The sequence below is a fragment of the Luteimonas endophytica genome (assembly GCF_029887875.1).
Classification (GTDB): Bacteria; Pseudomonadota; Gammaproteobacteria; order Xanthomonadales; family Xanthomonadaceae; genus Luteimonas; species Luteimonas endophytica.
The window spans coordinates 134,969-158,913 of the sequence record NZ_JARXRM010000043.1; the positions used below are offsets into that span (position 1 = coordinate 134,969).

Here is a 23,945-nt window from a genome sequence, read left to right on the forward strand (position 1 = left end):
ATTCGCCGATGGCTCGGCCTTCGCCCGCATCCGTGGTTCAGCCCGCCCCTGCAGGGCGCCGGGCGGCATGAGCGCGCGCGGGCACTGCATCCTCTCGCACGGCTTCGAGAGCGGCCCCGACGCCACCAAGGTCACCGCGCTGGCGGAAGCCGCAGAGCGCCTGGGCTGGAGCCACGAGCGCCCCGACTACACCGACCTGGACGCGCGCCGCGAGGTCGGCGGACACGGCGACGTGCCCGCCCGGGTCCAGCGCCTGCTTGTGCGCGCCCGCGAGGCCGCGGCGCGCGGGCCGCTGGTGCTGGCCGGCTCCAGCCTCGGGGCGTGGATCTCGGGGCACGTGTCGCTGCAGGTGGGGGTTGCGGGGCTGTTCCTGATGGCGCCGCCCACCCGCATGCGCGGCGCCCCGCCGTTGGAGGCGGCGCAGGTCCCGACCTCGCTGGTGCACGGCTGGGACGACGAACTGATCCCGGCGGCCGAGGTGGTCGCCTGGGCGCAGGCGCGCAAGGCGCGGCTGCTGCTTGTCGACGACTCGCACCGGCTCTCCCGCCACGTGGAGGCCTCGGCGCAGGCGTTCGCCCAGCTGCTGGAAAGCCTCTGAGCCGCCCGGCTCCGGGTCGCGCATGAAGTTCTTCGTCTCCTGCGCCAAGGGTCTCGAGTACCTGCTCGCCGACGAGCTGCTCGCGCTCGGATGCGCGCGCGTCACCGCCGCGGTGGCCGGGGCGAACGCCGAGGGCACGATGGGCGATGCGCAGCGGGCGGTGCTGTGGTCGCGCCTGGCCAGCCGGGTGCTCTGGCCGCTGGCCGAGTACGACTGTCCCGACGAACACGCCCTGTACGCCGGCGCGCGCGGGCTTCCCTGGCCGAGCCACCTGGAGGCCTCGATGACCCTGGCGGTCGACGCCCACGTCTCGGGCGAGGCCATCACCCACGCCCGCTACGCCGCGCAGCGCATCAAGGACGCGGTGGTGGATACGATGCGCGCCGACGGCGGCGGCCGGCCGGACGTCGATCTCGCTGCACCCGACCTGCGCCTGAACCTGGTGGTGCGCAAGGGCAGGGCGCTGCTGGCGGTCGATCTCGGCGGGGGCCCGCTGCACCGGCGCGGCTGGCGCCGCGCGCAGGGCGAGGCGCCGCTCAAGGAGACCCTGGCCGCGGCGGTGCTGCTGCGCGGCGGCTGGCCCCGTCGGCATGCCGAGGGTGGTGTGCTCTGGGACCCGATGTGCGGAAGCGGCACCCTGTTGATCGAGGGAGCGCTGATGGCGGCCGACGTCGCACCGGGGCTGCAGCGGCTGCGCGGCGCAGCCGGTGACGCAGGGCGCGGTGAAGCGGGCGCGGAGGACGACGAGGGATCGATCCCGCTGCCGACGCGCTGGCGCGGGTTCGATGGCGCGGCCTGGGCGGAATCGTGGCGGGAGGCGCGGGAACGCGGGCAGCGCGGCCGCGCTGCGCTGGCGCGGGTATGTTTCGGCAGCGACCGCGATCCGCTTGCGATCGATGCGGCCCGCGCCAACGCCGCCGCCGCCGGCGTACTCGATGCGGTGGTGCTGGAGACGGCCGACATCGCGGCGCTGCGGACCGCACCGGCGCGCCGCGTGGGCGCTGCCGAGTCCGAGCAGACCCGGGAGGCGGCGCCTGCCGGAGACCCCTGGGCGCGCGCCGCGGAGAAGCTCCGCGCGGCGGTGCCGGCCGACACCGCCGAAGGCGCAGATACCGGGTCCGCCGCGGAGCGCCGGGAGCCGCCGGGCCTGGTGGTCTGCAATCCACCCTACGATGCGCGCCTGGCCGCCGACCCGGCACTGTATCGCGCGCTCGGCGCGATGCTCGCGGCCACCGTGCCCGATTGGCGGGCCAGCCTGCTGTGCGGCGGCGACGAGCTGGCGTTCGCCACCGGGCTGCGCGCGCGCAAGCGCTACCGGGTGTTCAACGGTGCGCTGGAGTGCGCGCTGATCGTCTGCGATCCGGTCGCGCCCTCCCGCGCCGCGACCGCCGCGACGCCCCCGCCGCTGTCGGAAGGCGCGCGGATGGTCGCCAACCGCCTGCGCCGGAACCTTCGCGCGCTCAAGCCCTGGCTCGCGCGCGAAGGCGTAGAGTGCTTTCGCGCCTACGATGCCGACCTGCCGGAATACGCCGCCGCGATCGACGTCTACGCCGAGGCGGATGCCCCGGAGCGCCGCTGGCTGCACGTCCAGGAGTACGCGGCTCCGGCCGAGATCCCGGAAGCGACAACGCGGCGCCGGCTCGGCGAACTGCTCGCCGCCGCGCGCGAGACCTTCGCGCTCCCGCAGGAGCGGATCGCCACCAAGACCCGCACCCGCGGCAAGGGCGGCAGCAAGTACGGGCGCCTTGCCACGCGCGGCGAGTTCCTGGTGGTGCGCGAGGGCCAGGCGCGGCTGCGGGTCAACCTGTTCGACCATCTCGACACCGGGCTGTTCCTCGACCATCGTCCGCTGCGCGCACGGATGGCCGCCGAGGCGCGTGGCGCGCGGTTTCTCAACCTGTTCTGCTACACCGGTGCGGCGACGGTGCTCGCGGCGGTGGGCGGTGCGGCGCACACCACCAGCGTGGACCTCTCGGCCACCTATCTGCAGTGGCTGGCCGACAACCTGCGCGAGAACGCGATCGGCGGCACCGCCCATCGCCTGGTGCAGGCGGACGCGCTGCAATGGCTGGAGGCCGAACGCGGCCGGTTCGACGTGGTGTTCTGCGATCCGCCGACCTTCTCCAATTCGGCGCGGGCGAAGGATTTCGACGTGCAGCGCGAGCACGTGCGCCTGCTGCGCGCCGCGGTTGCCAGGCTGGCGCCCGGCGGCGTGCTCTATTTCAGCAACAATTTCCGGCGCTTCCGCCTGGATGACGACGCCGTGGCGGCGTTCGCGCACTGCGAGGACATCGGCGCCGCCACCATCCCCGCCGACTTCGCCCGCAACCCCCGCATCCACCGCGCCTGGCGGCTGCAGGCGTAGGCCCCGTTTTTCACACCCTGCGTTCCATCCGCGCACCTCGTCCGGGCTGCGTGCGGCCCCACCCAGGGATCACACTCCCGCAGGAACCGCCATGAACGCCATCGATCCGCCCCGCCGCGCCCACGTCGTCCGCAAGGTCCGCGGCAGCGCCGCCTCGGACGGCGCCGGGGTCCGCCTGACCCGGGTGATCGGCGGTCGCGAGCTGCCCGATCTCGATCCTTTCCTGCTGCTGGACGAATTCGGCACGGACCGCGCCGAGGACTACCTGGCCGGGTTTCCGGACCACCCGCACCGCGGGTTCGAAACCGTCACCTACATGCTCGACGGGCGCATGCGCCACCGCGACAACCATGGCAACGAAGGGCTGCTGGTACCCGGCGCGGTGCAGTGGATGACCGCGGGGCGCGGCCTGGTGCATTCGGAGATGCCCGAGCAGCAGCAGGGCCTGATGCGCGGCTTCCAGCTGTGGGTCAACCTGCCGGCGAAGGACAAGATGACCGAGCCGCGCTACCAGGAGTTCGGTCCGGAGGCGGTTCCGGTGGTGTCGCCGGCGAAGGGCGTGACGGTCAAGGTGATCGCAGGAGCCGTAGGCGAGGTGCGCGGGGCGATCGCCCAGCCCGCCACCGACCCGCTGTACCTGGACGTCGCCCTGGCGCCGGGCGCGGGCTGGACCCACGCGCTGACCGAGGGCCACAACGCGTTCGTGTACGCATTCGAGGGCGCGCTCGGGATCGGCGACGGCGCCGATGCGCGCGCGCTCGCGGCGCCCGAGCTGGCGGTGATCGGCGGCGGCGAGCTGCTGGCCCTGCGCGCCGGCGAGGCCGGCGCCCGGGTGCTGGTGGTGGCCGGGCGTCCGCTCCGCGAGCCGGTGGCGCGCCACGGTCCGTTCGTGATGAACACCCGCCAGGAACTGATGCAGGCCTTCGTCGATTTCCAAGAAGGCCGCTTCTAGGGCTGTCGGCAGGTCCTAGGCGACGCCGGCGGGCGGCTCGAAGCGGTTGGCGGGAATGCGGAAGTACACCCGGCCGGCCGCATCGGGTTCTGGCAGCCGGCCGCCGCGGATGTTCACCTGCAGGGCATAGAGCATCAGCATCGGCAGGGGCAGGGTGGCGTCGCGCTTCTCGCGCGTGGCGACGTAATGCGCCTCGTCCAGGCCGTCCCTGACGTGGATGTTGGACGCGCGGTGCTCGGCGACGGTCGCCACGCAGGCCGGTTCGCGGCCGTCCTTGCCGTAGTCGTGGCCGACGAACAGCGCGGTGTCGGGCGGCAGCGCGAGCAGGCCGCGGATGCTGTGGTAGAGCTGGTGCGCGTCGCCGCCGGGAAAGTCGGCGCGCGAGCTTCCGGCGTCGGGCATCATCAGCGTGTCGTGGACGAAGGCGCTGCTGCCGGCGGCGTAGGTGATCGAAGCGAGGGTGTGCCCGGGCGAGAACATCACCCGCACCGGCAGCCGGCCGATCTGGAAGCCGTCGCCATCGGCGAACAGCCGGTCCCACTGCCGGCCGTCGGCGGGGAAATCCTCCAGGCCGTAGATGTCCTTCCAGAGCTGCTGCACCTCCACGACCTTCTCGCCGATCGCGGTGCGCGCGCCGAGCTTGTCCGCCAGGTACGGCGCCGCCGAGAAATGGTCGGCATGGGGATGCGTGTCGAGCACCCAGGCCACGTCGAGCCGTTCGCCGGCGATGTAGTCGAGCAACCGGTCGGCGTTCGCGGTGGCGGTGGCGGCCGCCTTCTCGTCGAAGTCGAGCACCGGATCGATCACCGCGGCGGCGCGGGTGGCCGGATCGGAGACGACATACTGGAAGCTGCCGGTCTTCTCGTCGTACAGCGAGGCGACGACGGCATCGGGGCGCTCGTGGATCTTCATCGCGGAGCTCCTGGCAGGCTGCCCCCAGCTTGACCGAGCGGACGCCGCGGTTCCAGTTCGGCCGGCCGCGGCGCCGGGTTGGGCCGATCCTGCGATCGGCCCCAGCCGTGCCGCGCTTCAGTTGCTGCTGAAGCGCGTTTCCTCGAAGCGGAGCGCCTCGACCATGCCCATGCTCTGGCGCATCTCGTCTTCGCTGTCGGCATGCAGCCAGATGTGCACCACCCGATCGCGATCGAGCTCCAGCAGGGTCTCGCGGACCAGCTTGTCCGGGTCGCCCGCGACCTCGCTGCGGTACCAGCGGATGTCCTGGCCGTTGATCACACCCGCTTCCTCGCGATTGGCGCGTCGGGGCTGGAACGGCGAGTCGCCCGCCAGGTACAGGCCGAAGACCTCCCGGCCATCCTCGGTGACGGCGCGGCAGATGACGAAGCTGTCGCTGCTTCGTTCGGTCCAGGTCAGCGTGGAATCGCCGGGCAGGCGCGGGCAGGCGTCGATCGTCTGCGCCCAGGCCGGCGCGACGGCCGCAAGCGACAATGCCAGCGCGGCCAATGGCGCCAGATGATGGTTGCTGCGTTTCATGGACGACATTCCCCTAAGGTCCGGTGGCGGCGCGCATTTGGACCGCGCGATGGCCCTCCCGGTTTCGACGATAGCTGTGGCGCCCACTTCAAATTGTGATCTTCGTCACTCTTTTGGCGTGCAGGGCGGCGCCCCGGCCGATGGCGGTCAACCCGGCGAGCCCGGGCGATCCTCCTCAGTAGTCGAGGTGGCGCAGTTCCGCGCCGCCGTCGGCGCCGATCCGGACCTCGTAGAGGTCGCCGTAGTCGTCCTCGTCCAGCGGCGCCACCTGGCACGCGCACAGCGCGGCCACGATGCCGGGAACGGTATTGCTGTGCCCGACCACCAGCACCGTGCCGCCGGCGTGGCGGGTATGCAGCACCGTGGCCAGTTCCGAGACCGGCCGGGCCGGGTCGTACTGGCGTATCTCCAGGCCTTGCCGCTCCGCGGTCGGCGCCGCGGTCTGGCGTGCGCGGCGGGTGGTGCTGGCGTAGATCGCGGAAAGCGGCCGCTCCGCCAACTGCGCCGCCAGCGCCGAAGCGCGGCGCCCGCCGCTGGCGTCGAGCGACGGATCGCGCGGATCCTCCGCCGATTTCTCCGCGTGCCGCACCACGATGAAGGTGGTCTCGATGGGTTCGGGAGCCGTGGCGCGGCGCTCGGGCGCGCCGCCGCTGCAGGCGGCCAGGAACAGCAGCAGCAGCGCCGTCATCGTGATCCGCATCGGGCACTCCGGGTTCGGTGGGAGACGGAGCATGCGCAGCCGCGGCGGCCGCGAAAAGGGCCGGAGGTCATCCACGCCCCCACGCCAGCAGGAGCAGGGCGAGCGCGGCCGGCAATGCCTGGACCAACAGGATCCGGCGGCCCACCGTGGCGCCGCCGTAGAGCCCGGCCACCAGCACGCAGCCGAGGAAGAACAGCTTCACCGCGCCGCTCCCGGGGCCCGGCCACAACCCCCAGGCCAGCCCGGCCGCCAGGAACCCGTTGTACAGCCCCTGGTTGGCGGCCAGCACCCGCGACGCAGCAGCGAACTCCGCGCTGGTGCCGAAGGTGCGCCGCCCCAGCGGCCGCGTCCACAGGAACATCTCCAGCACCAGGAACCAGATGTGCAGCAGCGCGATCAACGCGATCAGCAGATTGGCGGCGGTGGTCACCGGAGGTGCGTTCCCGTGCGGAATTGGATTCCAGCCTAGCAGGGCCGGCCGGGCGATGGGGCCGCGCGGGCGCCGTGCGGTCCGGAGACTGCGGTCAGGGCGTGGAGCGGTCGGGCGGGCCGGCGTCGGTGGCGGCCGCCGCGGGCGGGGTCGGGACGGACGCCGGGGCCAGATGGGCGATGAACCGCGCTGCCTTGCCCGCCTGCTCGACGATCCGCCGCAGGATGCTGATACGGTCCAGCGCCCCGACCAGCGCGGTGGACGGCAGCGTGCCGCGGCTGCCCGCACGCAGCAGCTCCGACTTGGCGTGCTGGTAGGCGGCCTCGAACGCGTCGATCGACAGGGCGAGATGGTCGGCATCGTGCGCTACGCCGGGGTCGGCATCGGCCAGCGCCGCCAGCGCCGCAGCATCGAGCGCGTGCAGGGTCGGCGCGAGTTCCGCCGGCGGCGCGGCCAGCGGTGCCAGCCGGCCCAGCTCGACCGCGCGCTCGGCCATCGAGCGGTAGTACTGCACCACCCGCACCGCATCTGGAAGCGCGGACTCGACCACCGGGTCGCCGCCGCTGTTGACCGTGGCCGCGAAATCGATGGCCGCCTCGCCGAGCCGGTCGACGACGTCCTGCTCGCGCAGCAGCGCGCTGTCGTCGCCGAAGGTCCCGGCCAGGCCGGTGCGTGCCATCGCCTGGGTGAGGGCGCCGATGCGGGCCAGCTCCCTCGCCAGCGCATCGACCGCGAGGCGCGGGGTGGCGGCGACCGCGCGGTCCAGGAAGCGCGGCACCGCCGGATCGGACTCGCGGCCGCCGAAGCGGCGCTCGAGCATCGCGACCAGGGTGCCGGTGAAGGGCCAGACCAGGGCCACGCCGAGCAGCTTGCTCGATGTGTGGAACACCGCGAGGACGGTGGCGGCCCGCTGCTCCAGCCCGATCGCCGCGGTCAGGAACGCGGAGGCGCCCAGCATCCAGGGCAGCAGCGCCAGCGCGGCGGCGGCGGCCACCAGGTTGAAGACCACGTGCGCGGCGGCGGCGCGGCGCGCGGGCGCGGTGGCGCCGATGCTGGCGAACACCGCCGTCGAGGTGGTGCCGACGTTCGCACCGACCACCATCGCGGCGGCAGCCAGCGGCGGCAGCAGGCCCGTCGCGGCAGCGGTCAGGGTGACGGCCAGGGCGGCGCTGGACGACTGCATGAGCAGGGTGAGGACGATGCCGACCGCGGTGAAGGCGACGGCCGGCATCGCCCGCGCGCCGGCGTGGCCGAACACCTCGTCCGGCCCGATCGCCGAGAAGGCACCCTTCAGCACGTCCAGGCCGAGGAAGAAGATGCCGAACCCCACCAGCGCCCGGCCGAGCGCCGGGCCGCGCCCGCGCCCGGCGATCCACAGCCCCATCCCCAGCGCCACCGCCGGCATCGCCAGGATCCGCAGGTCGAGGTCGAACCCCACCAGGGCGACGATCCACGAGGTCAAGGTGGTGCCGAGGTTGGCGCCGAAGATCACCCCGACCGCCTGGGTCAGGGTCAGCAGCCCGGCGTTGACGAAGCCGATGGTGGCGAACACCACCGCGCTCGACGACTGCACCAGCGCGGTGATCAATACCCCCGAGGCGAGCGCGCGCAGCGGCGAGCCGGTGGCGCGCGCGAGCAGCCCGCGCAGCGCCGACCCGGCCGCCACCTTCAGCCCGTCGCTCATCAGCCGCATGCCGAGCAGGAACAGGCCGATGCCGCCGGCGAAGGTGATCAGGGCAGCGATGGGCATCGGCGCGAGGACGAGCGGCGGGCGGCCAACGGTACAGCAGGCGCTCCGGAGTAAGGAGTGCGCCGGCGCCGGCGCTAGAGCAGCATGCCGCCCGAAGCCTCCACCCGCTGCCCGTTTACCCAGCCCATCCTGGGCGACAGCAGGGCGGCGGCCGCGGCGCCGATATCGTCCGGCACCCCGGCCCGGCCAAGCGCGGTGTTGGCGGCGACCCAGGCGTTGATCGCGGCATCGTCGCGAACCCGGCCGCCGCCGAAGTCGGTCTCGATCGCCCCTGGCGCCAGCACGTTCACGCCGATGCCGCGCGCGCCGAGCTCCTTGGCCAGATAGCGCGTCAGCACCTCCACCGCGCCCTTCATCGCCGCATAGGCGCTGTAGCCCTCCATCGAGAACCGGGCCAGGCCGCTGGAGACGTTGACGATGCGCCCGCCGTCGCGGATCAGCGGCAGCAGCGCCTGGGTGAGGAAGTAGACGCCCTTCAGGTGCACCCGGTACAGCCAATCGAACTGCTCCGGGGTGGTCTCGGCGAACGCTGCGTGCACGCCCATGCCGGCGTTGTTGAGCAGTCCGTCGATGCGCTCGCGCTGCCAGCCGCCGAGCACGGTCCGGGTTTCGGCTACGAAGGCGGGAAAGGCGTCGATGTCGCCGGTGTCGAGCCGCAGGGCCGCGGCGCGCCTGCCTGCCGCCTCGATCTCCTTCACCGTGGCGTCGGCCTGCGTGCGGTTGTCGAGGAAGGTGACGATCACGTCGCTGCCGTCGCGCGCCAGCGCGAGGGCGGCGTTGCGGCCGAGGCCGCGGCTGCCGCCGGTGACGAGGACAATGGGAGCGTTGTCGGTCATTGGGCATCTCCTGATGGCTGGGAACGCGGGGTGCGTGCCCACGCCGACACGGTATTGGCTTACATCTAGCGAATAAACATGAATAAAATGATAAGTCTGTTCGCATATCAAGAACAATCCTCGGGAGGCAGCCTTGAACCATCTGGAAGCCATGCAGATCTATGTGCGGGTCGCGGAACTGGCCGGCTTCACCCGCGCCGCCGAGAGCCTCGGCCTGCCCAAGGCCAGTGCGTCGACCGCGGTGCGCCGGCTCGAGACCCTGCTCGGCACCCAGCTGCTGCATCGCACCACCCGGCGGGTGCGCATGACCGACGATGGCCGCGCCTTCTACGAGCGCGCAAGAGACCTGCTGGCCGACATGGAGGAATTGCAGTGCATGTTCCGCCGCGAAGGCCGGGCACTGCGCGGGCGGCTGCGCGTCGACATGCCGGGGCTGATCGCGCGCAACATCGTCATCCCGCGCCTGCCGGAACTGCTGCAGGACCATCCCGAACTGCAGCTCGAGCTCGGCTGCAGCGATCGCCGGGTCGACCTGGTGCGCGAGGGCTACGATTGCGTGCTGCGGGTCGGAGCGCCGGGGGAGGGCAGCTTCGTGGCCCGGCCGCTGGGCCGCTATCGCGTGGTCACCTGCGCCAGCCCGGCCTACCTGGCGCGCCATGGGGTGCCGCGGACGCTGGAGGATCTCGCCTCGCATCGGCTGGTGCACTACGTCCAGGCGTTCGGCGCCCGCCCGGAAGCCTGGGAATACTGGGACGGCGCTCGCTACGCCAGCCTCGTGATGGACGGTGCACTCACGGTCAATACCGCCGACGCCTACCAGGCCGCCTGCCTGGCCGGGCTCGGCATGGTGCAGGTGCCGCTGCAGGGCGCGCGTGCGCTGCTGGATGCCGGCGAGCTGGTCGAGGTATTGCCGCAATACGCCGCCGAGCCGATGCCGGTCTCGCTGCTGTACCCGCACCGCCGCAACCTGTCGCCACGGGTGCGGATCTTCATGGACTGGCTGGGCGAGGCGATGCGTCCGTACCTGGAGCCGGCCGCCTGAGGGCCAGCGAGGCGGCGGCATGCTCCGGCAGCGTCGGCGATCCTAGGCGGAAGCCGGCGCCAGGGCGATCAGCAGCCCGCGGGCGGCCTTGATGCGCGCTTCCGGGTCGGGCAGGTCGAGGCTGATGCGCAGCCGGTCGGGGCCGTCCATGCGGTAGTGCTTCGGCTGTCCCTGGATCAGGCGGATCACCGCCATCGGATCGACCGCCGGCTTCTCCACGAACTGCACCCGCCCGCCGGCCGCGCCCAGATCGAGCTTGCGGATCCCCAGGGCGGTCGCCTGCAGTTTCAGCTCGGCCACCGCGAACAGCTGCTTGGCCGCAGGCGGCAGCAGGCCGAAGCGGTCGATCATCTCGACCTGCAGCTCGCGCAGGGCGTCGCCGTCGCGCGCGCTGCTGATGCGCTTGTAGAGGGTGAGCCGGGTGTGCACGTCCGCCAGGTAGTCCTCGGGAATCAGCGCCGGGGCGTGCAGCTCGACCTCGGCGCCACGGTCCGGCGCCTGGTCCGCGTCGGGCAGCCTGCCCTGGCGGATGCTCCGCACCGCGCGCTCCAGCAGCTCGGTGTAGAGGCTGAAGCCGACCTCGGCCATTTGTCCGCTCTGGTCCTCGCCCAGCAGCTCGCCGGCGCCGCGGATCTCCAGGTCGTGGGTGGCCAGGGTGAAGCCGGCGCCGAGTTCGTCCATCGAGGCGATCGCGTCCAGGCGCTTGCGCGCATCGGCGGTGATCGAGCGCTGGTCCGGCACCACCAGGTAGGCGTAGGCGCGGTGGTGGGAGCGGCCCACGCGCCCGCGCAGCTGGTGCAGCTGCGCCAGTCCGAAGCGGTCGGCGCGGTTGATGACGATGGTGTTGGCGTTGGGGATGTCGATGCCCGACTCGATGATCGTCGTGCACAGCAGCACGTTGAAGCGCTGCTTCTGGAAATCCAGCATCACCCTTTCCAGCTCGCGCTCGGGCATCTGGCCGTGGGCGATGCCGATGCGCGCGTCCGGCACCAGCGCTTCCAGCTCGCGCTGCATCCTGCCGATGCTCTCGACGTCGTTGTGCAGGAAATACACCTGGCCGCCGCGCGACAGCTCACGCTGGAACGCCTCGCGCAGCAGGCCGTCGTCCCAGGCGGCGATGAAGGTCTGCACCGCCAGCCGGTGCGCCGGCGGGGTGGCGATGATCGACAGGTCGCGCATGCCGGCCATCGCCATGTTCAAGGTGCGCGGGATCGGCGTCGCGGTGAGGGTGAGCAGGTGCACGTTGGCCCGCAGCGCCTTCAGCGCCTCCTTCTGGCGCACGCCGAAGCGCTGCTCCTCGTCCACGATCACCAGGCCGAGGTCCTTGAACTTCACGTCCTTCTGCAGCAGCCGGTGGGTGCCGACGATGACGTCGAGGCTGCCGTCCGAAATCTTGCCGATCTCGGCCTTGATCTCCTTCGGGGTCTTGAACCGGGAGAGCACCTCGATCCGGATCGGCCAGTCGGCGAAGCGGTCGGCCATGGTGCGGTAGTGCTGCTCGGCCAGCAGCGTGGTGGGCACCAGCACCGCCACCTGGCGGCCGGCCGTGGCGGCCACGAACGCCGCGCGCACCGCCACCTCGGTCTTGCCGAAACCAACGTCGCCGCAGACCACCCGGTCCATCGGCTGGCTGGAGCCGAGGTCGCGGATCACCGCCTCGATCGCGGCGTGCTGGTCGGGCGTTTCCTCGAACGGGAAGGCCGCGGCGAACGGTTCGTACATGCTGCGGTCGACGTCGAGCGCCAGGCCGGAGCGGGCCATGCGCTTGGCATGGATCTCCAGCAGCTCGGCAGCGACATCGCGGACCTTCTCGGCGGCCTTGCGCTTCGCCTTGCTCCAGGCCTCGCCGCCCAGCGAATGCAGCGGCGCGCTCTCCGGCGAGGCGCCGGAGTAGCGATTGATCAGGTGCAGCTGCGCCACCGGCACGTACAGCCGGTCGCCCTTGGCGTATTCGATCTCCAGGTACTCGCCCGGGGCGCCGCCGGCCTCGAGCACGATCAGCCCGCGGTAGCGGCCGACGCCATGGTCCTCGTGCACGATCGGCGCGCCCTCGGCCAGCTCGCCGAGATCGCGGACGATCGCTTCGGGCTCGCGCCCGGCGCGGCGCGCGCGGCGCGGCTGGGTGGCGCGCTCGGGAAACAGCTGGCGCTCGGTGAGGATCGTGACCCGCGGTGCGTCGAGGGCGAAGCCGTTCTCCAGCGGCGCCACGGCGATGGCGAAGCGCGGCGGACCGGCGGCGGTCCGGCCGGAGCCCGGGGCGGCAGCGAGGCCGGGCGCGCCCGCCGCGCCGCTGCCGCGTTCGTGTTCGGGCAGGAACGCGGCGAAGTCCGCCAGCACCGCGGGCGTCAGCCCCGCCGGCTGCAGCAGCTCCAGCAGCGCCTCGCGGCGGCCGGCGCTGTCGGCTGCGATCAGCACCCGGCCGCGATAGCCGTCCAGGAACGAAGCCAGCGCCGCGGCCGGGGCCGCGTCGCGGCTGGTCAGCGGCAGCTCCGGCGCCGGCTGTTCGCCCAGGGCCAGCGCCTGCTCGCGCTGCGGGTGCCCGGCGCCGGCCACCTCGATGCACTGCTCGCGGTTGAGCAGGGCGCGCAGTGCGTCGGGCGGCAGCCAGAGTTCCGGCGGCGGCAGCAGCGGCCGCTCGATGTCGTGGCGGCGCTGTTCGTGGCGTTCGGCGATCTGCCGCCAGAAGTGCTCGGCCGCGTCCAGGGCGCCGGCCTCGAGCAGCGGCAGCGCGGCTTCCGGCAGGTAGTCGAACAGGGTGGCGGTGCCCGGCTGGTCGCGCCCGGCGTCCAGCAGCCCCGCGCGCGGCGCCTCGAAGAACAGCGGCAGGTAGTACTCGATCCCGGCGGGCGCCAGCCCGGCCTTGAGGTCCTGGTACAGGCCGCTGCGGCGCTGGTCGATGTCGAAGCGCTCGCCGAGGGCGGCCATCGCCCGCGCGCGCGCCGCCTCGTCCAGCGGCACCTCGCGGCCCGGCAGCATGCGGATGGCGTCGACCTTGTCCAGCGACCGCTGCGACTCGGTGTCGAAGCTGCGGATCGACTCGATCTCCAGGTCGAACAGCTCCACCCTGTAGGGCGCCGGCGCGCCCATCGGATAGACGTCCAGCAGGCCGCCGCGCACCGCGAATTCGCCCGGGTCCAGCACCTGGGGCACGTGGCGGTAGCCGGCCGTCTCCAGGCGGCGCTTTTCGGCCTCCAGGTCGAGCGGCTGGCCGACCCGCATGTCGAAGGTCTGGCCGACCACGTAATGCAGCGGCGGCAGGCGCTGCATCAAGGTCTGCACCGGCACCACCACGATGCCGCGCTCCAGCGTCGGCAGCCGGTGCAGCGCGGCGAGGCGCTGCGAGACGATGTCCGGATGGGGACTGAACTGGTCGTAGGGGAGGGTTTCCCAGTCCGGGAACGGCAGCACCGGCAGGGTCGGCGCGGCGCCGCCGAGGGTGCGCAGGTCGCCTTCGAGCTGGTGCGCGTGCTGGTTGTCGCGGGCCACCACCAGCAGCGGCCGGCCGTGGGCCTGCGCCGCGCGCAGGATCGCCCAGGCCAGGGCCGAGGGCGAGGCCGGAGCGCGCCACCAGGCACGCTGCTGGCCGCGGCGGGGCAGCGGGGGGGCGGGAAGTCCGGGGGAGTTCATCGAGCCGCCCATTCTAGCGGCGCGGGCGGTGCGGTTCGAGTGCGACCGCGATGCGGCCGGCGGGGTGCCGCGGCGACCGCCGGCGCGGCACCGGTGGACGCGACGACGAGGCGGGGGCTACAGATCCAGCGTGACCCGCACCAGACCCGGCGTGTCGGTGGGATCCTGGCGGAACCCGAGGGAGCGTGCCAGGCCCAGCATCGGCTGGTTCTGCTCCAGGACGTCGCCGCACAGCCGCTCCAGCTTCTTGCCCTTGGCCCAGCGCACCAGCCGCAGCATCAGCTGCCGGCCCACGCCCATGCCGCCGATGTAGTGGCTGACCAGGATCGCGAATTCGGCCTCGCGCGAGTCCGCCACGATCGAGACCCGGGCCACCCCGCCCACCAGCGCTTCGCCGGGCGGCAGCGGCTCGGCCGCCACCAGGGCGAACTCGCTCTTCGGATCGGGGCGAGTCAGCCGGTCGGCGTTCTCCTGGGTCAGTTCCTTCAGCGAGTGCTGGAACCGGTGGCGCACCTCGTCCGGCTTGAGCAGGCTGAAGCCCGCTCGCAGCGGTACCGCGTCATCGGGCCGGATCGGGCGGATGAGCAGTTCGCGGCCATTGGCGAGGCGGATCTGGTCGTGCCAGGGGGGAAGGCGGTTGCGAGCGGCCATGCTTGCGATGCTGCCATGCAGGGGGTGAAGTGGTGCTCTACAAGATGAACGCGCCGACGTGACGCCCGCATCACGATCCCGCGGTGGCGAGCGGGCGGGCGCCGGCCGCCTCGCCCCGCCCGCCGGCGGTCAGGCCGGGCGCCGCAGCCACTCGAGGCGGATCTCCGCGCCGGCGCCGCCGAGGCGCTCGCGCAAGGCCTGCAGTGCGGGCCCCAGCGCGGCGTCCAAGCGCCAGGGCGGGTTGAGCAGCAGCAGGCCGCTGCCGTTCATGCGCAGGGGCGAGTCGTCCGCCCGTACCAGCAGCTCGCACAGCAGCGCAGCGCGCGCCGGCAGCGCCGCCGCCGCCCGCTGGAACGGCGCGAGCGCGCGCCGCTGCTTGATCGGATACCACAGCGCCCAGCAGCCCTGGGGCCAGCGCTGCAGGCCCTCGCGCAGCCCCGCCAGCGCGGGAGCGAACTCTTCGAGCTGGAGCTCATAGGGCGGGTCCACGAGCACCAGCCCGCGTGCGTAGCGGACCACGCCGACGCGTGGGGGCAGCAGCGCCCGTACCGCGCCGTAGCCGTCGCGGGTATGCACCGCCACCCTGGGGTCGTCGCGGAACGCGGCGCGCAGCGCATCGGCTTCGGCCGGCTGGAGTTCGCAGCAGGCGATCCGGTCCTGCGGGCGCAGCGCGTGCGCCAGCAGCCAGGGCGAGCCCGGGTAGGCGTCGGCGCCGTGCGCCCGCCGGCAGGCCGCCACCGCGGCCAGGTAGCGAGCGACCGCCGGCTCGCGCACCGGCGCCGCCAGCAGCCGCCCGATGCCGTCGGTGGCCTCGCCGGTGCGCGCGGCCTCGTCGGCGTCGAGGCGATACAGCCCGCGCCCGGCATGGGTGTCGAGGGCGAAGCAGGGCGCCGGCTTGGCGGCCAGGGCGTCGCACAGCGCCAGCAGCACCACGTGCTTGAGGACGTCGGCGTGGTTGCCGGCATGGAAGGCGTGGCGATAGTTCATCGCGCCAAGGGTAGCCGCCCGCGCCCGCAAAGACCGTATCCTCTGCGCCTCCGGCCCTCCAGCCCATCGCGCCGCGCGGGGCCCCGCGGCGGTGGCCGCCCTTCCCCGCGACCGCGGTCCACCAATCCCCAGTCACCAGTCACCAATCACCGACCACCAAGCCCGCCCGCCATGCCCACCATCCTGCTCGTCGAAGACGAGCCCGCCATCGCCGAGACCGTCGCCTACGCGCTGCGCGCCGAGGGCATGGCGGTGGAGCATCGGCTGCTCGGCAACGACGGCCTGCGCCGGCTGCGCGAGAGCGGGATCGACCTGGTGATCCTCGACGTCGGGCTGCCCGACGCCAGCGGCTTCGACGTCTGCCGCGAGCTGCGCGGCTTCAGCGCGGTGCCGGTGCTGTTTCTGACCGCGCGCAACGACGAGGTCGACCGGGTACTCGGCCTGGAGATCGGTGCCGACGACTACGTCGTCAAGCCGTTCTCGCCGCGCGAACTGGTGGCGCGGGTGCGCGCCCGCCTGCGCCGGCATGCCGCACCCGCGGAGGCCCCGCGGCGCCACGGCCGCTTCGAGCTGGACCGCGAAGCCCGCCGCGTGCGCTTCGACGGCCGGCTGCTGGAGCTGACCCGCTACGAATACGCGCTGCTGGCCGAGCTGCTGCGCCGCCCCGGTGCGATCCTCAGCCGGGCCCAGCTGCTCGACCGGGTCTGGGAAGACGGCGGCGAGAGCGGCGAGCGCACCGTCGACACCCACGTCAAGACCCTGCGCGCCAAGCTGCGCGCGCTCGACCCCGCCGCGGAGCCGCTGCGCACCCATCGCGGGATCGGCTACTCGATCGAAGCGGGCTGACGATGCGCATCGGCCTGCGCATCTTCCTGGGCTATTTCCTGATCGTGGCGCTGGCGGCGCTGCTGCTGGCCCAGGTGTTCGTGCGCGAGGTCAAGCCCGGCGTGCGCCAGGCGATGGAGCACACCCTGGTGGACACCGCCAACCTGCTGGCCGAACTGGCCGCCGAGGACCTGGTCGCCGGGCGCATCGACAGCGGCCGTTTCGCCGCCGGGGTGCGCGCGCTGGGCCGGCGCGAGATCGGTGCCGAGGTCTGGGGGCTGCCCCAGCGCGGCGCCTCCTACCGCATCTACGTGACCGACGCCCGGGGCATCGTGGTGTTCGACTCGGCGGGGCGCGACGTCGGTCGCGACTATTCGCGCTGGAACGACGTCTACCTCACCCTGCGTGGACGCTACGGCGCGCGTTCGACCCGCGAGGATCCAGCCGACGACGCCTCCTCGGTGATGCACGTGGCGGCGCCGGTGATGGATGGCGAACGCATCGCCGGCGTGCTCACGGTCGCCAAGCCCAATCGCGCGATCGCTCCGTTCATCGCCCGCAGCGAAGCCATCGTGACCCGCTGGGGCCTGGTGCTGATGGGGGCGGCGCTGCTGGTCGGGGTGCTGGCGGCGTGGTGGCTGGCGCGCCAGCTCGGCGGCCTGCGCCGCTACGCCGACGCGGTGACGGCCGGTGGGCGCGCCAGCCTGCCGGACTCGGCCGGCGAGTTCGCCGACCTCGGCCGCGCGCTGCAGACCATGCGCGAGCGCCTCGAGGGCAAGCAGTACGTCGAGCGCTACGTGCACGCGCTGACCCACGAGCTGAAGAGCCCGCTGACCGCGATCCGCGGCGCCGCCGAGCTGCTCGAGGCGCCGCCCGGGGGGCGCCCGCTGCCCGCGCCCGACCGCGCGCGCTTCGCCGCCGCGATCGGGGCGCAGGCCGGGCGCATGGCGCAGACCATCGAGCGGCTGCTGGCGCTGGCCGCGGTCGAACACCGCCAGCGCATCGAGCAGCCGCAGCCGGTCGCGCCGGCCGCGCTGCTCGACGAGGCCTGGGAGCAGGTAGCGGCGCGGGCGCACGACCGCGGCCTGCGCCTGGTGCCCGAGTTCGCAGCCGCCGGAACCATCCACGGCGATCCGTTCCTGCTCCGCCAGGCGCTGGTCAACCTGCTCGACAACGCCATCGATTTCGCGCCGGCCGGCAGCGCGATCGATGCGTCGGTGCAGGGCGGCGACGGCACGGTGCGCATCGCCGTCGCCGATCGCGGGGCCGGGGTGCCGGACTACGCGCGCGACCGCGTGTTCGAGCGCTTCTATTCGCTGCCGCGGCCGGGTGGCGGCGACCGCAGCAGCGGGATCGGCCTGGCCTTCGTCGCCGAGGTGGCGCAGCTGCACGGGGGCCGCGCGCGGCTCGACAACCGCGACGGCGGCGGCGCGGTGGCGACGCTGGAGCTGCCGGCGACCTGATCCGCCTGAAGCCGCGCGCGTCCCGGCCGCCGCCGCATTCGCGGGCCGGGGCGCGGCTCCGTCCGCGCGAGCGACTGGTCGCCTCGCCCCGAAGCGGCACTTCTTGCCCGCTTCACATTCGCTCCGCGGTCCCCACACCGGGCGCGCCGATCCTGCATCCATTCCTCGAACCGGAGTGCGGGCATGAAGCTTGGCTGGAAGATCCTGATGGTGGTACTGATGACGTTGGCGATCCTGGTACCGCTGACCCTGATCCGCAGCGTGATCCACGACCGCCAGGCCTACCGTGCGCAGGCGGTGGAGCGGGTGGCGCGCGGCTATGCCGGAGCCCAGGGTATCGCCGGGCCGGTGCTGGTGGTCCCGTACGTCGAGACGGTCGAGGTCGAGGAGAAGGATGCCTACGGCAACCCGCGCAAGGTGGAGCGCGAGCGCGAGGGCAGATGGACGTTCTTCCCCGAATCGCTCGAGGTCGACGGCAGTATCGCGCCGGCCACCCGCCGGGTCGGGCTGCACGAAGTGCGCGTCTACGAACTCCAGGCGACGCTGGCGGCAGGGTTCGACGCGGCCATTCCGGAAGATCCCGATCCGGCGCGGCGGCGCCGGATCGGCCGGCCCTGGCTGTCGATCGGCATCGCCGACGTGCGCGGCATCGCCGGCGCGCCGCGGCTGCGCATCGATGGCCGCGACGCGCGGCTGCAGCAGGGCCGCGGCAGCGACGAAGGCAGCGGCCTGCACGCGCGGCTGCCGGCACCCCGGGCAGGGCGGCCGCTCGCGCTGCAGGTGCGGCTCGACCTGGCCCTCGGCGGCACCGAGTCGCTGGCCCTGGCGACCCTGGCCGGCCACAACCGGGTGGCGCTGGAGTCGCCCTGGCCGCATCCGCAGTTCAACGGCGACTTCTCGCCGCGGACCCCGAAGCTGGATGCCGGCGGCTTCCGCGCCGAATGGGAAATCTCGTCGCTGGCGAGCAACGCCCGCGCGCAGTACCTGGCCGGTGCGCAGCTGCCCGAAGCAGGGGCGGCCGGGCCCCGGGGGTTGGACGCGGTGGGCGTGTCGCTGGTCGAGCCGGTCAATCCCTACAGCCAGGCCGACCGCGCCAGCAAGTACGGCCTGCTGTTCGTGCTGCTGACCTTCGTCGGCTTCTTCATGTTCGAGCTGATCCGGCAGTTACGCATCCACCCGATCCAGTACGGCCTGGTGGGGCTGGCGCTGGCGATCTTCTTCCTGCTGCTGGTGAGCCTTTCCGAACACGTCGCGTTCGGCATCGCCTATCTGGCCGCCGCCGGCGCCTGCATCGGGTTGCTGGGCTACTACCTCGCCCACGTACTGCACAGCCGCGCCCGCGGCGCCGGCTTCGCGGCGATGCTGGGGCTGCTGTACGCGGCGCTGTACGGCCTGCTGGTGTCGGAGGACAACGCGCTGGTGCTGGGCGCCGGACTGCTGTTCGCGATCCTCGCCGCGATCATGGTGGTGACCCGCCGGGTGGACTGGTACCAGGTGGCGGGCGCGGCGCCGCGACGGCAGTGAGCGGATCGGCTCGCGGGGGCCCCGGCGTACGCGCCGGGGCGCCGGCCCGGTCGATGCGAGGTGGCGGACGCCGTGGACCGGCCCGGTAGAATCGACGGCATGCCCGCCGTCTCGGACATCCGCCGCATTTCGGGCGCCGCGCTGCGGCCCTGGCTGGACCAGGTGGCCCGGCTGCGCATCGCGGTGTTCCGCGACTGGCCGTATCTGTACGAGGGCGACCGCGCCTACGAGCAGGCCTATCTGGAGGCGTATGCGGCCTCCGCCGACAGCGTGTTCGTGCTCGCCTTCGACGGCGATGCGGTGGTCGGCGCCGCCACCGGCCTGCCGCTGGCCGACGACGACGCTGCCTTCCAGGCGCCGTTGCGCGAACGCGGGCTCGATGTCGGGCGGGTGTTCTATTTCGGCGAGTCGGCGCTGCTGCCCGCGTACCGCGGGCGCGGCATCGGCCACGCCTTCTTCGACCAGCGCCAGGCGCACGCGCGCGCCCTGGGCCGCTTCGCGGTCACCGCGTTCTGCGCGGTGGACCGCGATCCGGACGATCCGCGCCGGCCGCCGGGGCAGCGCGACCACGCGGCGTTCTGGCGAGGCCGGGGCTACACGCGCCAGAAGGACATGCGGATGCGGCTGGCCTGGCGCGAGCCGGGCCGCGGCGAGGTCGAGCACCTGCTGACCTTCTGGACGCGGCCGCTGGAACCGGCGCCATGAAGATCGCGGTGGCCAAGTACGCGGTCGGCCGGCCCGTCGATTTCGCCGCGTTCGCGGCGCGCCAGCGCGCTCTGCTGGAGACGGCGGCGCGCCGCGGGGCACGGCTCGCGGTGTTGCCGGAGTACCTCGCGCTGGAGCTGGCGGCGACTTTCCCGCCGGCGGTGCACGCCGACCTGCACGCATCGCTGCGCGCGATCCAGGCGCATCGCGAGGCCTGGATCGGGCTCTTCGCCGGCATCGCCCGGGACACCGGGATGGCGATCGCCGCAGGCAGCTTCCTGGTCGGTGCCGGCGACGGGCGCTACCGCAACCGCGCCGACCTGTTCGCGCCCGGCGGCGGCCACGGCTGGCAGGACAAGCTGCAGCTGACCGGCTACGAGGTGGCGGCCGGAGTGATCGAGCGCGGGGACGCGCTGAAGGTGTTCGAACTGGACGGGCTGCGCCTCGGACTGGCGGTGTGTTACGACATCGAGTTCCCGCTGCCGGTGCGCGCGCAGTGCGAGGCCGGCGCGCGGATCCTGCTGGTGCCCAGCTGCACCGACACCGCCGCCGGCGCCACCCGGGTGCGTGTGGGTTGCCTGGCCCGCGCGCTGGAGAATCGCTGTTTCGTCGCCCAGTCCGTCACCGCGGGCCAGGCGCGCTGGAGCCCGGCGCTGGACCGCAATTCCGGCGAGGCGGCGCTGTACGCGCCGATGGACGCCGGCCTGCCGGACGATGGCGTGGTGGCGGCCACCGCCGCCGGCGAGCAAGACGGCTGGGCCGTGGCGGAACTGGATCTCGTCGCGCTGGAGGCCAGCCGCGCGCGTGCGCAGGTCGCAAACGATCGGGACTGGCCCGGTCAGCTGGCGCCGCCGCTGCGGGCGGCGCGGATCGAGGCGCTGGGCTGAGCCCGCCGCTCAGCCGCCGATGCCGAAGATCGCCACGCCCGGCATCAGCGCCACCGACACCAGCGCCAGGGCGCTACCGATGGCGGTGGCCGCGAGCACGTCGCTGGGGTAGTGCAGCCCGAGCACGACCCGAGAGGCGGCGACGCTGGCCGCGAACGGCACCAGCGCCCACGCCAGCGCCGGGTAGTGCGCCACCGCCACCAGGGTGAACGCGACCGCGTGCAGGGTGTGTCCCGAGGGAAAGCTGAACTCGTCCAGAGGCGCCACCCAGGCGCGGATGCGGACATCGGAGGCGAACGGTCGCGGCCGCCGTGTCCAGCGCTTGAGCCGCTTGTACAGCAGCAGCGCCACCGCGCCGGTCGCGGCCATGTGCGCCGATGCGGCCACCCCGGCGAGGCCCTCGGCCAGCACCAGCGCCGCCATCAGCAGATACCAGAACACGCCGTCGCCGAGCCGGCTGACGGCGGCGAAGTAGCCGCGGATCCAGTGCCGGGTGGCGATGCGGTTGGCGCGCAGGCACCAGCCGCAGTCGCTGGCGGCGAGCCGGCTACGCAGCGCGGGCGGTCGCATCGGGGGCCCCCTGTCGCGCCAGGCCGCGCAGCAGCGCATCGAAGTCGGCGGCCACCTGTGCGGGGCTCAACCGCAGCATCGCCCGCCGCGCCGCCGCCCCCATCGACCGCCGCGTGCCGGCATCGCCGGCCAGGCGCAGCGCCGCGGCCTCGAACGCCGCGTCGTCGGCCACCGCGGCGCCGTGCACGCCGTCGCGCAGGTGCGCGCGGGCGGCCCCGTAGTCGAACGCGACCACCGCGAGCCCGCTGGCCATCGCCTCCAGGGTCACGTTGCCGAAGGTTTCCGAGCGGCTGGGGAACAGGAACAGGTCGGCGCTGGCGAAATGGCGGGCGAGCGCCTCGTCGCGCTGCATCCCGCAGAACACGAAGTCGGGGTTGGCACGCGCCAGCGCCTCGCGCTCCGGGCCGTCGCCGACCAGGACGAAGCGTGCCGACCGATCGCGTCGCTGGATGCTGCGGAACGCCCGCACCGCGAGCGCCAGGTTCTTCTCGGCGGCGATGCGGCCGACGTGGATCACCACCGGGCCATCGCCCTCCACGCGCCATTGCGCGCGCAGCGCCGGGTCGCGATGGCGCGGATCGAACCGTGCCGTGTCGACCGCGCGCGCCAGCTGCACCACGTTGCGAAAGCCGTTGCCGCGCAGGAAACCGGCCAGCTCCACGGTCGGCACCAGGGTGGCGTCGGCGCGGTTGTGGAAGCGCCGCATCCACGCCATCGCCAGCGGCTCCAGCGGCGCCAGGCCGTAGTCGCGCATGTAGCTGTCGAAGCGGGTATGCAGGCCGCTGGCGACCGGGATCGACAGGCGCCGGGCGGCGCGCAGCGCCGACCATCCCAGCGGGCCCTCGGTGGCCACGTAGACCGCGTGCGGCGGCGTGTCGCGCCAGCGCCGCAGCAGGGCGCGCGTGGCCGGCAGGCCGAAGCGCAACCCCGGATAGCGCGGCAGCGCGGCGCCGCGCACCAGCAGTTCCTCCGCGTTCGCCGGCTGCGCACCGGCCTGGCGCGGCCGTACCAGGTCGACCGCATGGCCGCGGCCGCGCAGGCCCTGGGCCAGGCTTTCCACGGTCAACGCTACCCCGTTGACTTCGGGCGGCCAGGTTTCGGTGACGATCGCGTAGCGCATGCGCGGCTCCGGTTTCGCAGAGCGTGCGCCCGGGCGATGTAGCCGGCGTTGCAGCGCGATGACCGCGGCGTGACGCCCGGGGTCGGACGCGGGCCGCTACCAGTGCAGCTGCACCCGCGCCTCGAGGATGTCGGGATCGTCGTCGACGATCGCGCCGGAGGCGGCGCTGAAGCGGCTGCTGGAGACGTCCACGTAGTTCAGCGCCAGCTTGACGTGCTCGCGCCAGTACCAGTTCACGCCGAGGGTCAATGCGTCCATCTCGCCGCCGAGCACCCCCTCGGGCACCGGCGACCCGCCGGGAGCGGGGGGCGCCAGCCGGCCGTCGTCGAGATCGATGCGGTCGTAGCGCAGCCCGAGCTGCCACAGGCCGCGGTTGCCGTCGCCGGCACCGGGCGTGGTCGGCACGCCGCCCTTGTAGCCCCAGGTCTGGCCGCCGAGGTTCCACAGCGCGGAGAGGTACCAGCCATCGCCGGTGAAATCCGCGGCTGGCACCGCCCCCGCGGACCGGTCGATCCGCGCGCGCATGTATTCGCCCTGCAGCTTGACCGGGCCGCCCACCCAGATCGCCTCGACGCCGAGAATGGCCTGGTGGTCGGCGCCGGACAGCGTGCCGGTGTCGACCAGGCGCACCCCGGACAGGTCGGCATTGGGCCGGGTGCGCAGGCGCGCGCTGTCGTCGGCGGTGTCGACATCGACCCAGGACAGCCCCAGGTGCAGGAGCCGGCCGTCATGGTGGAGCGGCGCCCAGGTGCCGCGCACGCCGTAGCCGCTGCCCTCGGCGCCGCCGCGGGTCAGCTCGCGCCCGAACCAGCTGGCGGTCGCGGTCCAGCCGTTGCCGGACAGGCCGTACGCCGCCCCCAGCCGCCGGGAGACGCCGAAGGTGGTGGTGGTCATCGCCTTGGCGATGAAGTCGTTGTGCTTGGTCGAGCTCAGCTCCTCCAGGCTGTTGGGCTGCTTGTACTGGCCAAGCTGCAGGGACTGCGCCCGGTCCGCGCCGAAGCGCAGGCGGCCGTTGACGTCCAGCCACTTGTCGGCCTTGGCGTCGTAGCCCACCACCCAGTCGAAGCCGCCCGGGCCCTTGCCCTTGAGCACCAGTTCGGCGCGGCGCAGTTCCTGGTCGCTGTCGTGGCCGTCGCCGGGGTCGCCGTCGAGCGCGCGCAGGTCGCTGTCGTATCCGTTGTAGTCGGCCTGGAGCAGGCCCTCGAAAGTCACGTCGGTCCCCCCGAACTCGCCGATTTCGAACTCGGCGTGGGCGGCGGGCGTGGCGAGCGCCGCCAGCAGGGCCAGGGGCAGGGTGCGCTTGGAGAACATGGGCGGCTCTTCGCGGGAGGGACGCGCGCAGCGTAGGTCGCGCAATTGACACTAATGTGACAAGAACCAGTCATATTTGTCAGCGCCACGACCGGGGGGTGACGGTTGGGT

21 protein-coding genes are annotated in these 23,945 nt (G+C 73.3%); 9 read left to right on the plus strand and 12 right to left on the minus strand.

The window, feature by feature from the left end; translation table 11 throughout:
* Positions 1-67: 67 nt before the first annotated feature.
* The 3 genes from QFW77_RS14130 to QFW77_RS14140 all read left to right on the plus strand — a co-directional run bounded on the left by QFW77_RS14130 (position 68) and on the right by QFW77_RS14140 (position 3,915).
* Positions 68-598, plus strand: coding sequence for an alpha/beta family hydrolase (locus tag QFW77_RS14130; protein WP_280575412.1), 531 nt, complete (start codon positions 68-70; stop codon positions 596-598).
* Positions 599-620: 22 nt separating this feature from the next.
* Positions 621-2,963: a bifunctional 23S rRNA (guanine(2069)-N(7))-methyltransferase RlmK/23S rRNA (guanine(2445)-N(2))-methyltransferase RlmL gene (gene rlmKL / locus QFW77_RS14135; protein ID WP_280575413.1), complete on the plus strand. Its 2,343-nt coding sequence runs from the start codon at positions 621-623 to the stop codon at positions 2,961-2,963.
* A gap of 91 nt (positions 2,964-3,054) precedes the next feature.
* A complete protein-coding gene (locus tag QFW77_RS14140; protein WP_280575414.1) occupies positions 3,055-3,915 on the plus strand; it encodes a pirin family protein in 861 nt (286 codons plus the stop codon).
* Positions 3,916-3,930: 15 nt separating this feature from the next.
* Here QFW77_RS14140 and QFW77_RS14145 read toward each other — a convergent pair whose 3' ends face one another.
* From QFW77_RS14145 to QFW77_RS14170, 6 genes are all read right to left on the minus strand, one after another.
* Positions 3,931-4,827: an MBL fold metallo-hydrolase gene (locus QFW77_RS14145; RefSeq protein WP_280575415.1), complete on the minus strand. Its 897-nt coding sequence runs from the start codon at positions 4,825-4,827 to the stop codon at positions 3,931-3,933.
* A 117-nt stretch (positions 4,828-4,944) separates the two neighbouring features.
* Positions 4,945-5,406, minus strand: coding sequence for a hypothetical protein (locus QFW77_RS14150; RefSeq protein ID WP_280575416.1), 462 nt, complete (start codon positions 5,404-5,406; stop codon positions 4,945-4,947).
* 175 nt (positions 5,407-5,581) lie between these two features.
* Positions 5,582-6,106: a SixA phosphatase family protein gene (locus tag QFW77_RS14155; protein ID WP_280575417.1), complete on the minus strand. Its 525-nt coding sequence runs from the start codon at positions 6,104-6,106 to the stop codon at positions 5,582-5,584.
* Between the two features lie 67 nt (positions 6,107-6,173).
* Complete coding sequence (locus QFW77_RS14160) at positions 6,174-6,536, minus strand: DUF1304 domain-containing protein (RefSeq protein WP_280575418.1); 363 nt, start codon at positions 6,534-6,536, stop codon at positions 6,174-6,176.
* A gap of 94 nt (positions 6,537-6,630) precedes the next feature.
* The gene (locus QFW77_RS14165; protein ID WP_280575419.1) at positions 6,631-8,286 is read right to left on the minus strand and encodes a Na/Pi cotransporter family protein; all 1,656 of its coding nucleotides are present in this window, start codon (positions 8,284-8,286) and stop codon (positions 6,631-6,633) included.
* Between the two features lie 74 nt (positions 8,287-8,360).
* The gene (locus tag QFW77_RS14170) at positions 8,361-9,122 is read right to left on the minus strand and encodes an SDR family NAD(P)-dependent oxidoreductase (RefSeq protein WP_280575420.1); all 762 of its coding nucleotides are present in this window, start codon (positions 9,120-9,122) and stop codon (positions 8,361-8,363) included.
* Between the two features lie 133 nt (positions 9,123-9,255).
* Here QFW77_RS14170 and QFW77_RS14175 point away from each other — a divergent pair, with 133 nt between their 5' ends.
* The gene (locus tag QFW77_RS14175; protein WP_280575421.1) at positions 9,256-10,164 is read left to right on the plus strand and encodes a LysR family transcriptional regulator; all 909 of its coding nucleotides are present in this window, start codon (positions 9,256-9,258) and stop codon (positions 10,162-10,164) included.
* Between the two features lie 42 nt (positions 10,165-10,206).
* Here QFW77_RS14175 and mfd read toward each other — a convergent pair whose 3' ends face one another.
* The 3 genes from mfd to QFW77_RS14190 form a co-directional block, all read right to left on the minus strand.
* On the minus strand, positions 10,207-13,791 hold the full coding sequence (gene mfd, locus QFW77_RS14180) for a transcription-repair coupling factor (protein WP_280575422.1): 3,585 nt from the start codon (positions 13,789-13,791) through the stop codon (positions 10,207-10,209).
* Between the two features lie 117 nt (positions 13,792-13,908).
* A complete protein-coding gene (locus tag QFW77_RS14185; RefSeq protein WP_280575423.1) occupies positions 13,909-14,442 on the minus strand; it encodes a GNAT family N-acetyltransferase in 534 nt (177 codons plus the stop codon).
* Between the two features lie 129 nt (positions 14,443-14,571).
* Positions 14,572-15,429, minus strand: coding sequence for a 23S rRNA (adenine(2030)-N(6))-methyltransferase RlmJ (locus QFW77_RS14190; protein ID WP_280575424.1), 858 nt, complete (start codon positions 15,427-15,429; stop codon positions 14,572-14,574).
* A gap of 171 nt (positions 15,430-15,600) precedes the next feature.
* Here QFW77_RS14190 and creB point away from each other — a divergent pair, with 171 nt between their 5' ends.
* The 5 genes from creB to QFW77_RS14215 all read left to right on the plus strand — a co-directional run bounded on the left by creB (position 15,601) and on the right by QFW77_RS14215 (position 20,833).
* Complete coding sequence (gene creB / locus QFW77_RS14195; protein WP_280575425.1) at positions 15,601-16,275, plus strand: two-component system response regulator CreB; 675 nt, start codon at positions 15,601-15,603, stop codon at positions 16,273-16,275.
* Positions 16,276-16,277: 2 nt separating this feature from the next.
* Positions 16,278-17,717 (plus strand): two-component system sensor histidine kinase CreC, encoded by a 1,440-nt coding sequence (creC, locus tag QFW77_RS14200; RefSeq protein WP_280575427.1) that lies wholly within the window; start codon positions 16,278-16,280, stop codon positions 17,715-17,717.
* A gap of 183 nt (positions 17,718-17,900) precedes the next feature.
* Positions 17,901-19,241 (plus strand): cell envelope integrity protein CreD, encoded by a 1,341-nt coding sequence (gene creD, locus QFW77_RS14205; protein ID WP_280575429.1) that lies wholly within the window; start codon positions 17,901-17,903, stop codon positions 19,239-19,241.
* Positions 19,242-19,340: 99 nt separating this feature from the next.
* Complete coding sequence (locus tag QFW77_RS14210; protein ID WP_280575430.1) at positions 19,341-19,946, plus strand: GNAT family N-acetyltransferase; 606 nt, start codon at positions 19,341-19,343, stop codon at positions 19,944-19,946.
* Positions 19,943-20,833, plus strand: coding sequence for a carbon-nitrogen hydrolase family protein (locus QFW77_RS14215; RefSeq protein WP_280575431.1), 891 nt, complete (start codon positions 19,943-19,945; stop codon positions 20,831-20,833). Before QFW77_RS14210 ends, QFW77_RS14215 begins: the two co-directional genes overlap by 4 nt.
* A gap of 9 nt (positions 20,834-20,842) precedes the next feature.
* Here QFW77_RS14215 and QFW77_RS14220 read toward each other — a convergent pair whose 3' ends face one another.
* The 3 genes from QFW77_RS14220 to QFW77_RS14230 form a co-directional block, all read right to left on the minus strand.
* Positions 20,843-21,403: a phosphatase PAP2 family protein gene (locus tag QFW77_RS14220; protein ID WP_280575432.1), complete on the minus strand. Its 561-nt coding sequence runs from the start codon at positions 21,401-21,403 to the stop codon at positions 20,843-20,845.
* Positions 21,381-22,523 (minus strand): glycosyltransferase family 4 protein, encoded by a 1,143-nt coding sequence (locus QFW77_RS14225; protein ID WP_280575433.1) that lies wholly within the window; start codon positions 22,521-22,523, stop codon positions 21,381-21,383. The genes QFW77_RS14220 and QFW77_RS14225 overlap by 23 nt, the downstream gene beginning before the upstream one ends.
* 96 nt (positions 22,524-22,619) lie before the next feature.
* The gene (locus tag QFW77_RS14230; protein WP_280575434.1) at positions 22,620-23,834 is read right to left on the minus strand and encodes an OprO/OprP family phosphate-selective porin; all 1,215 of its coding nucleotides are present in this window, start codon (positions 23,832-23,834) and stop codon (positions 22,620-22,622) included.
* Positions 23,835-23,945 lie beyond the last annotated feature (111 nt).

Excerpts from the sequence above, each read along its gene's own strand:
- QFW77_RS14220 (WP_280575432.1), bottom strand. The coding sequence starts at position 21,403 with ATGCGACCGCCCGCGCTGCGTAGCCGGCTCGCCGCCAGCGACTGCGGC.
- QFW77_RS14215 (WP_280575431.1), top strand. The coding sequence starts at position 19,943 with ATGAAGATCGCGGTGGCCAAGTACGCGGTCGGCCGGCCCGTCGATTTC.
- creC (WP_280575427.1), top strand. The coding sequence starts at position 16,278 with ATGCGCATCGGCCTGCGCATCTTCCTGGGCTATTTCCTGATCGTGGCG.
- QFW77_RS14210 (WP_280575430.1), top strand. The coding sequence starts at position 19,341 with ATGCCCGCCGTCTCGGACATCCGCCGCATTTCGGGCGCCGCGCTGCGG.
- QFW77_RS14140 (WP_280575414.1), top strand. The coding sequence starts at position 3,055 with ATGAACGCCATCGATCCGCCCCGCCGCGCCCACGTCGTCCGCAAGGTC.
- QFW77_RS14150 (WP_280575416.1), bottom strand. The coding sequence starts at position 5,406 with ATGAAACGCAGCAACCATCATCTGGCGCCATTGGCCGCGCTGGCATTG.
- creB (WP_280575425.1), top strand. The coding sequence starts at position 15,601 with ATGCCCACCATCCTGCTCGTCGAAGACGAGCCCGCCATCGCCGAGACC.
- QFW77_RS14225 (WP_280575433.1), bottom strand. The coding sequence starts at position 22,523 with ATGCGCTACGCGATCGTCACCGAAACCTGGCCGCCCGAAGTCAACGGG.
- QFW77_RS14130 (WP_280575412.1), top strand. The coding sequence starts at position 68 with ATGAGCGCGCGCGGGCACTGCATCCTCTCGCACGGCTTCGAGAGCGGC.
- QFW77_RS14185 (WP_280575423.1), bottom strand. The coding sequence starts at position 14,442 with ATGGCCGCTCGCAACCGCCTTCCCCCCTGGCACGACCAGATCCGCCTC.
- QFW77_RS14190 (WP_280575424.1), bottom strand. The coding sequence starts at position 15,429 with ATGAACTATCGCCACGCCTTCCATGCCGGCAACCACGCCGACGTCCTC.
- QFW77_RS14165 (WP_280575419.1), bottom strand. The coding sequence starts at position 8,286 with ATGCCCATCGCTGCCCTGATCACCTTCGCCGGCGGCATCGGCCTGTTC.
- QFW77_RS14145 (WP_280575415.1), bottom strand. The coding sequence starts at position 4,827 with ATGAAGATCCACGAGCGCCCCGATGCCGTCGTCGCCTCGCTGTACGAC.
- QFW77_RS14230 (WP_280575434.1), bottom strand. The coding sequence starts at position 23,834 with ATGTTCTCCAAGCGCACCCTGCCCCTGGCCCTGCTGGCGGCGCTCGCC.
- QFW77_RS14170 (WP_280575420.1), bottom strand. The coding sequence starts at position 9,122 with ATGACCGACAACGCTCCCATTGTCCTCGTCACCGGCGGCAGCCGCGGC.
- creD (WP_280575429.1), top strand. The coding sequence starts at position 17,901 with ATGAAGCTTGGCTGGAAGATCCTGATGGTGGTACTGATGACGTTGGCG.
- rlmKL (WP_280575413.1), top strand. The coding sequence starts at position 621 with ATGAAGTTCTTCGTCTCCTGCGCCAAGGGTCTCGAGTACCTGCTCGCC.
- QFW77_RS14155 (WP_280575417.1), bottom strand. The coding sequence starts at position 6,106 with ATGCGGATCACGATGACGGCGCTGCTGCTGCTGTTCCTGGCCGCCTGC.
- mfd (WP_280575422.1), bottom strand. The coding sequence starts at position 13,791 with ATGAACTCCCCCGGACTTCCCGCCCCCCCGCTGCCCCGCCGCGGCCAG.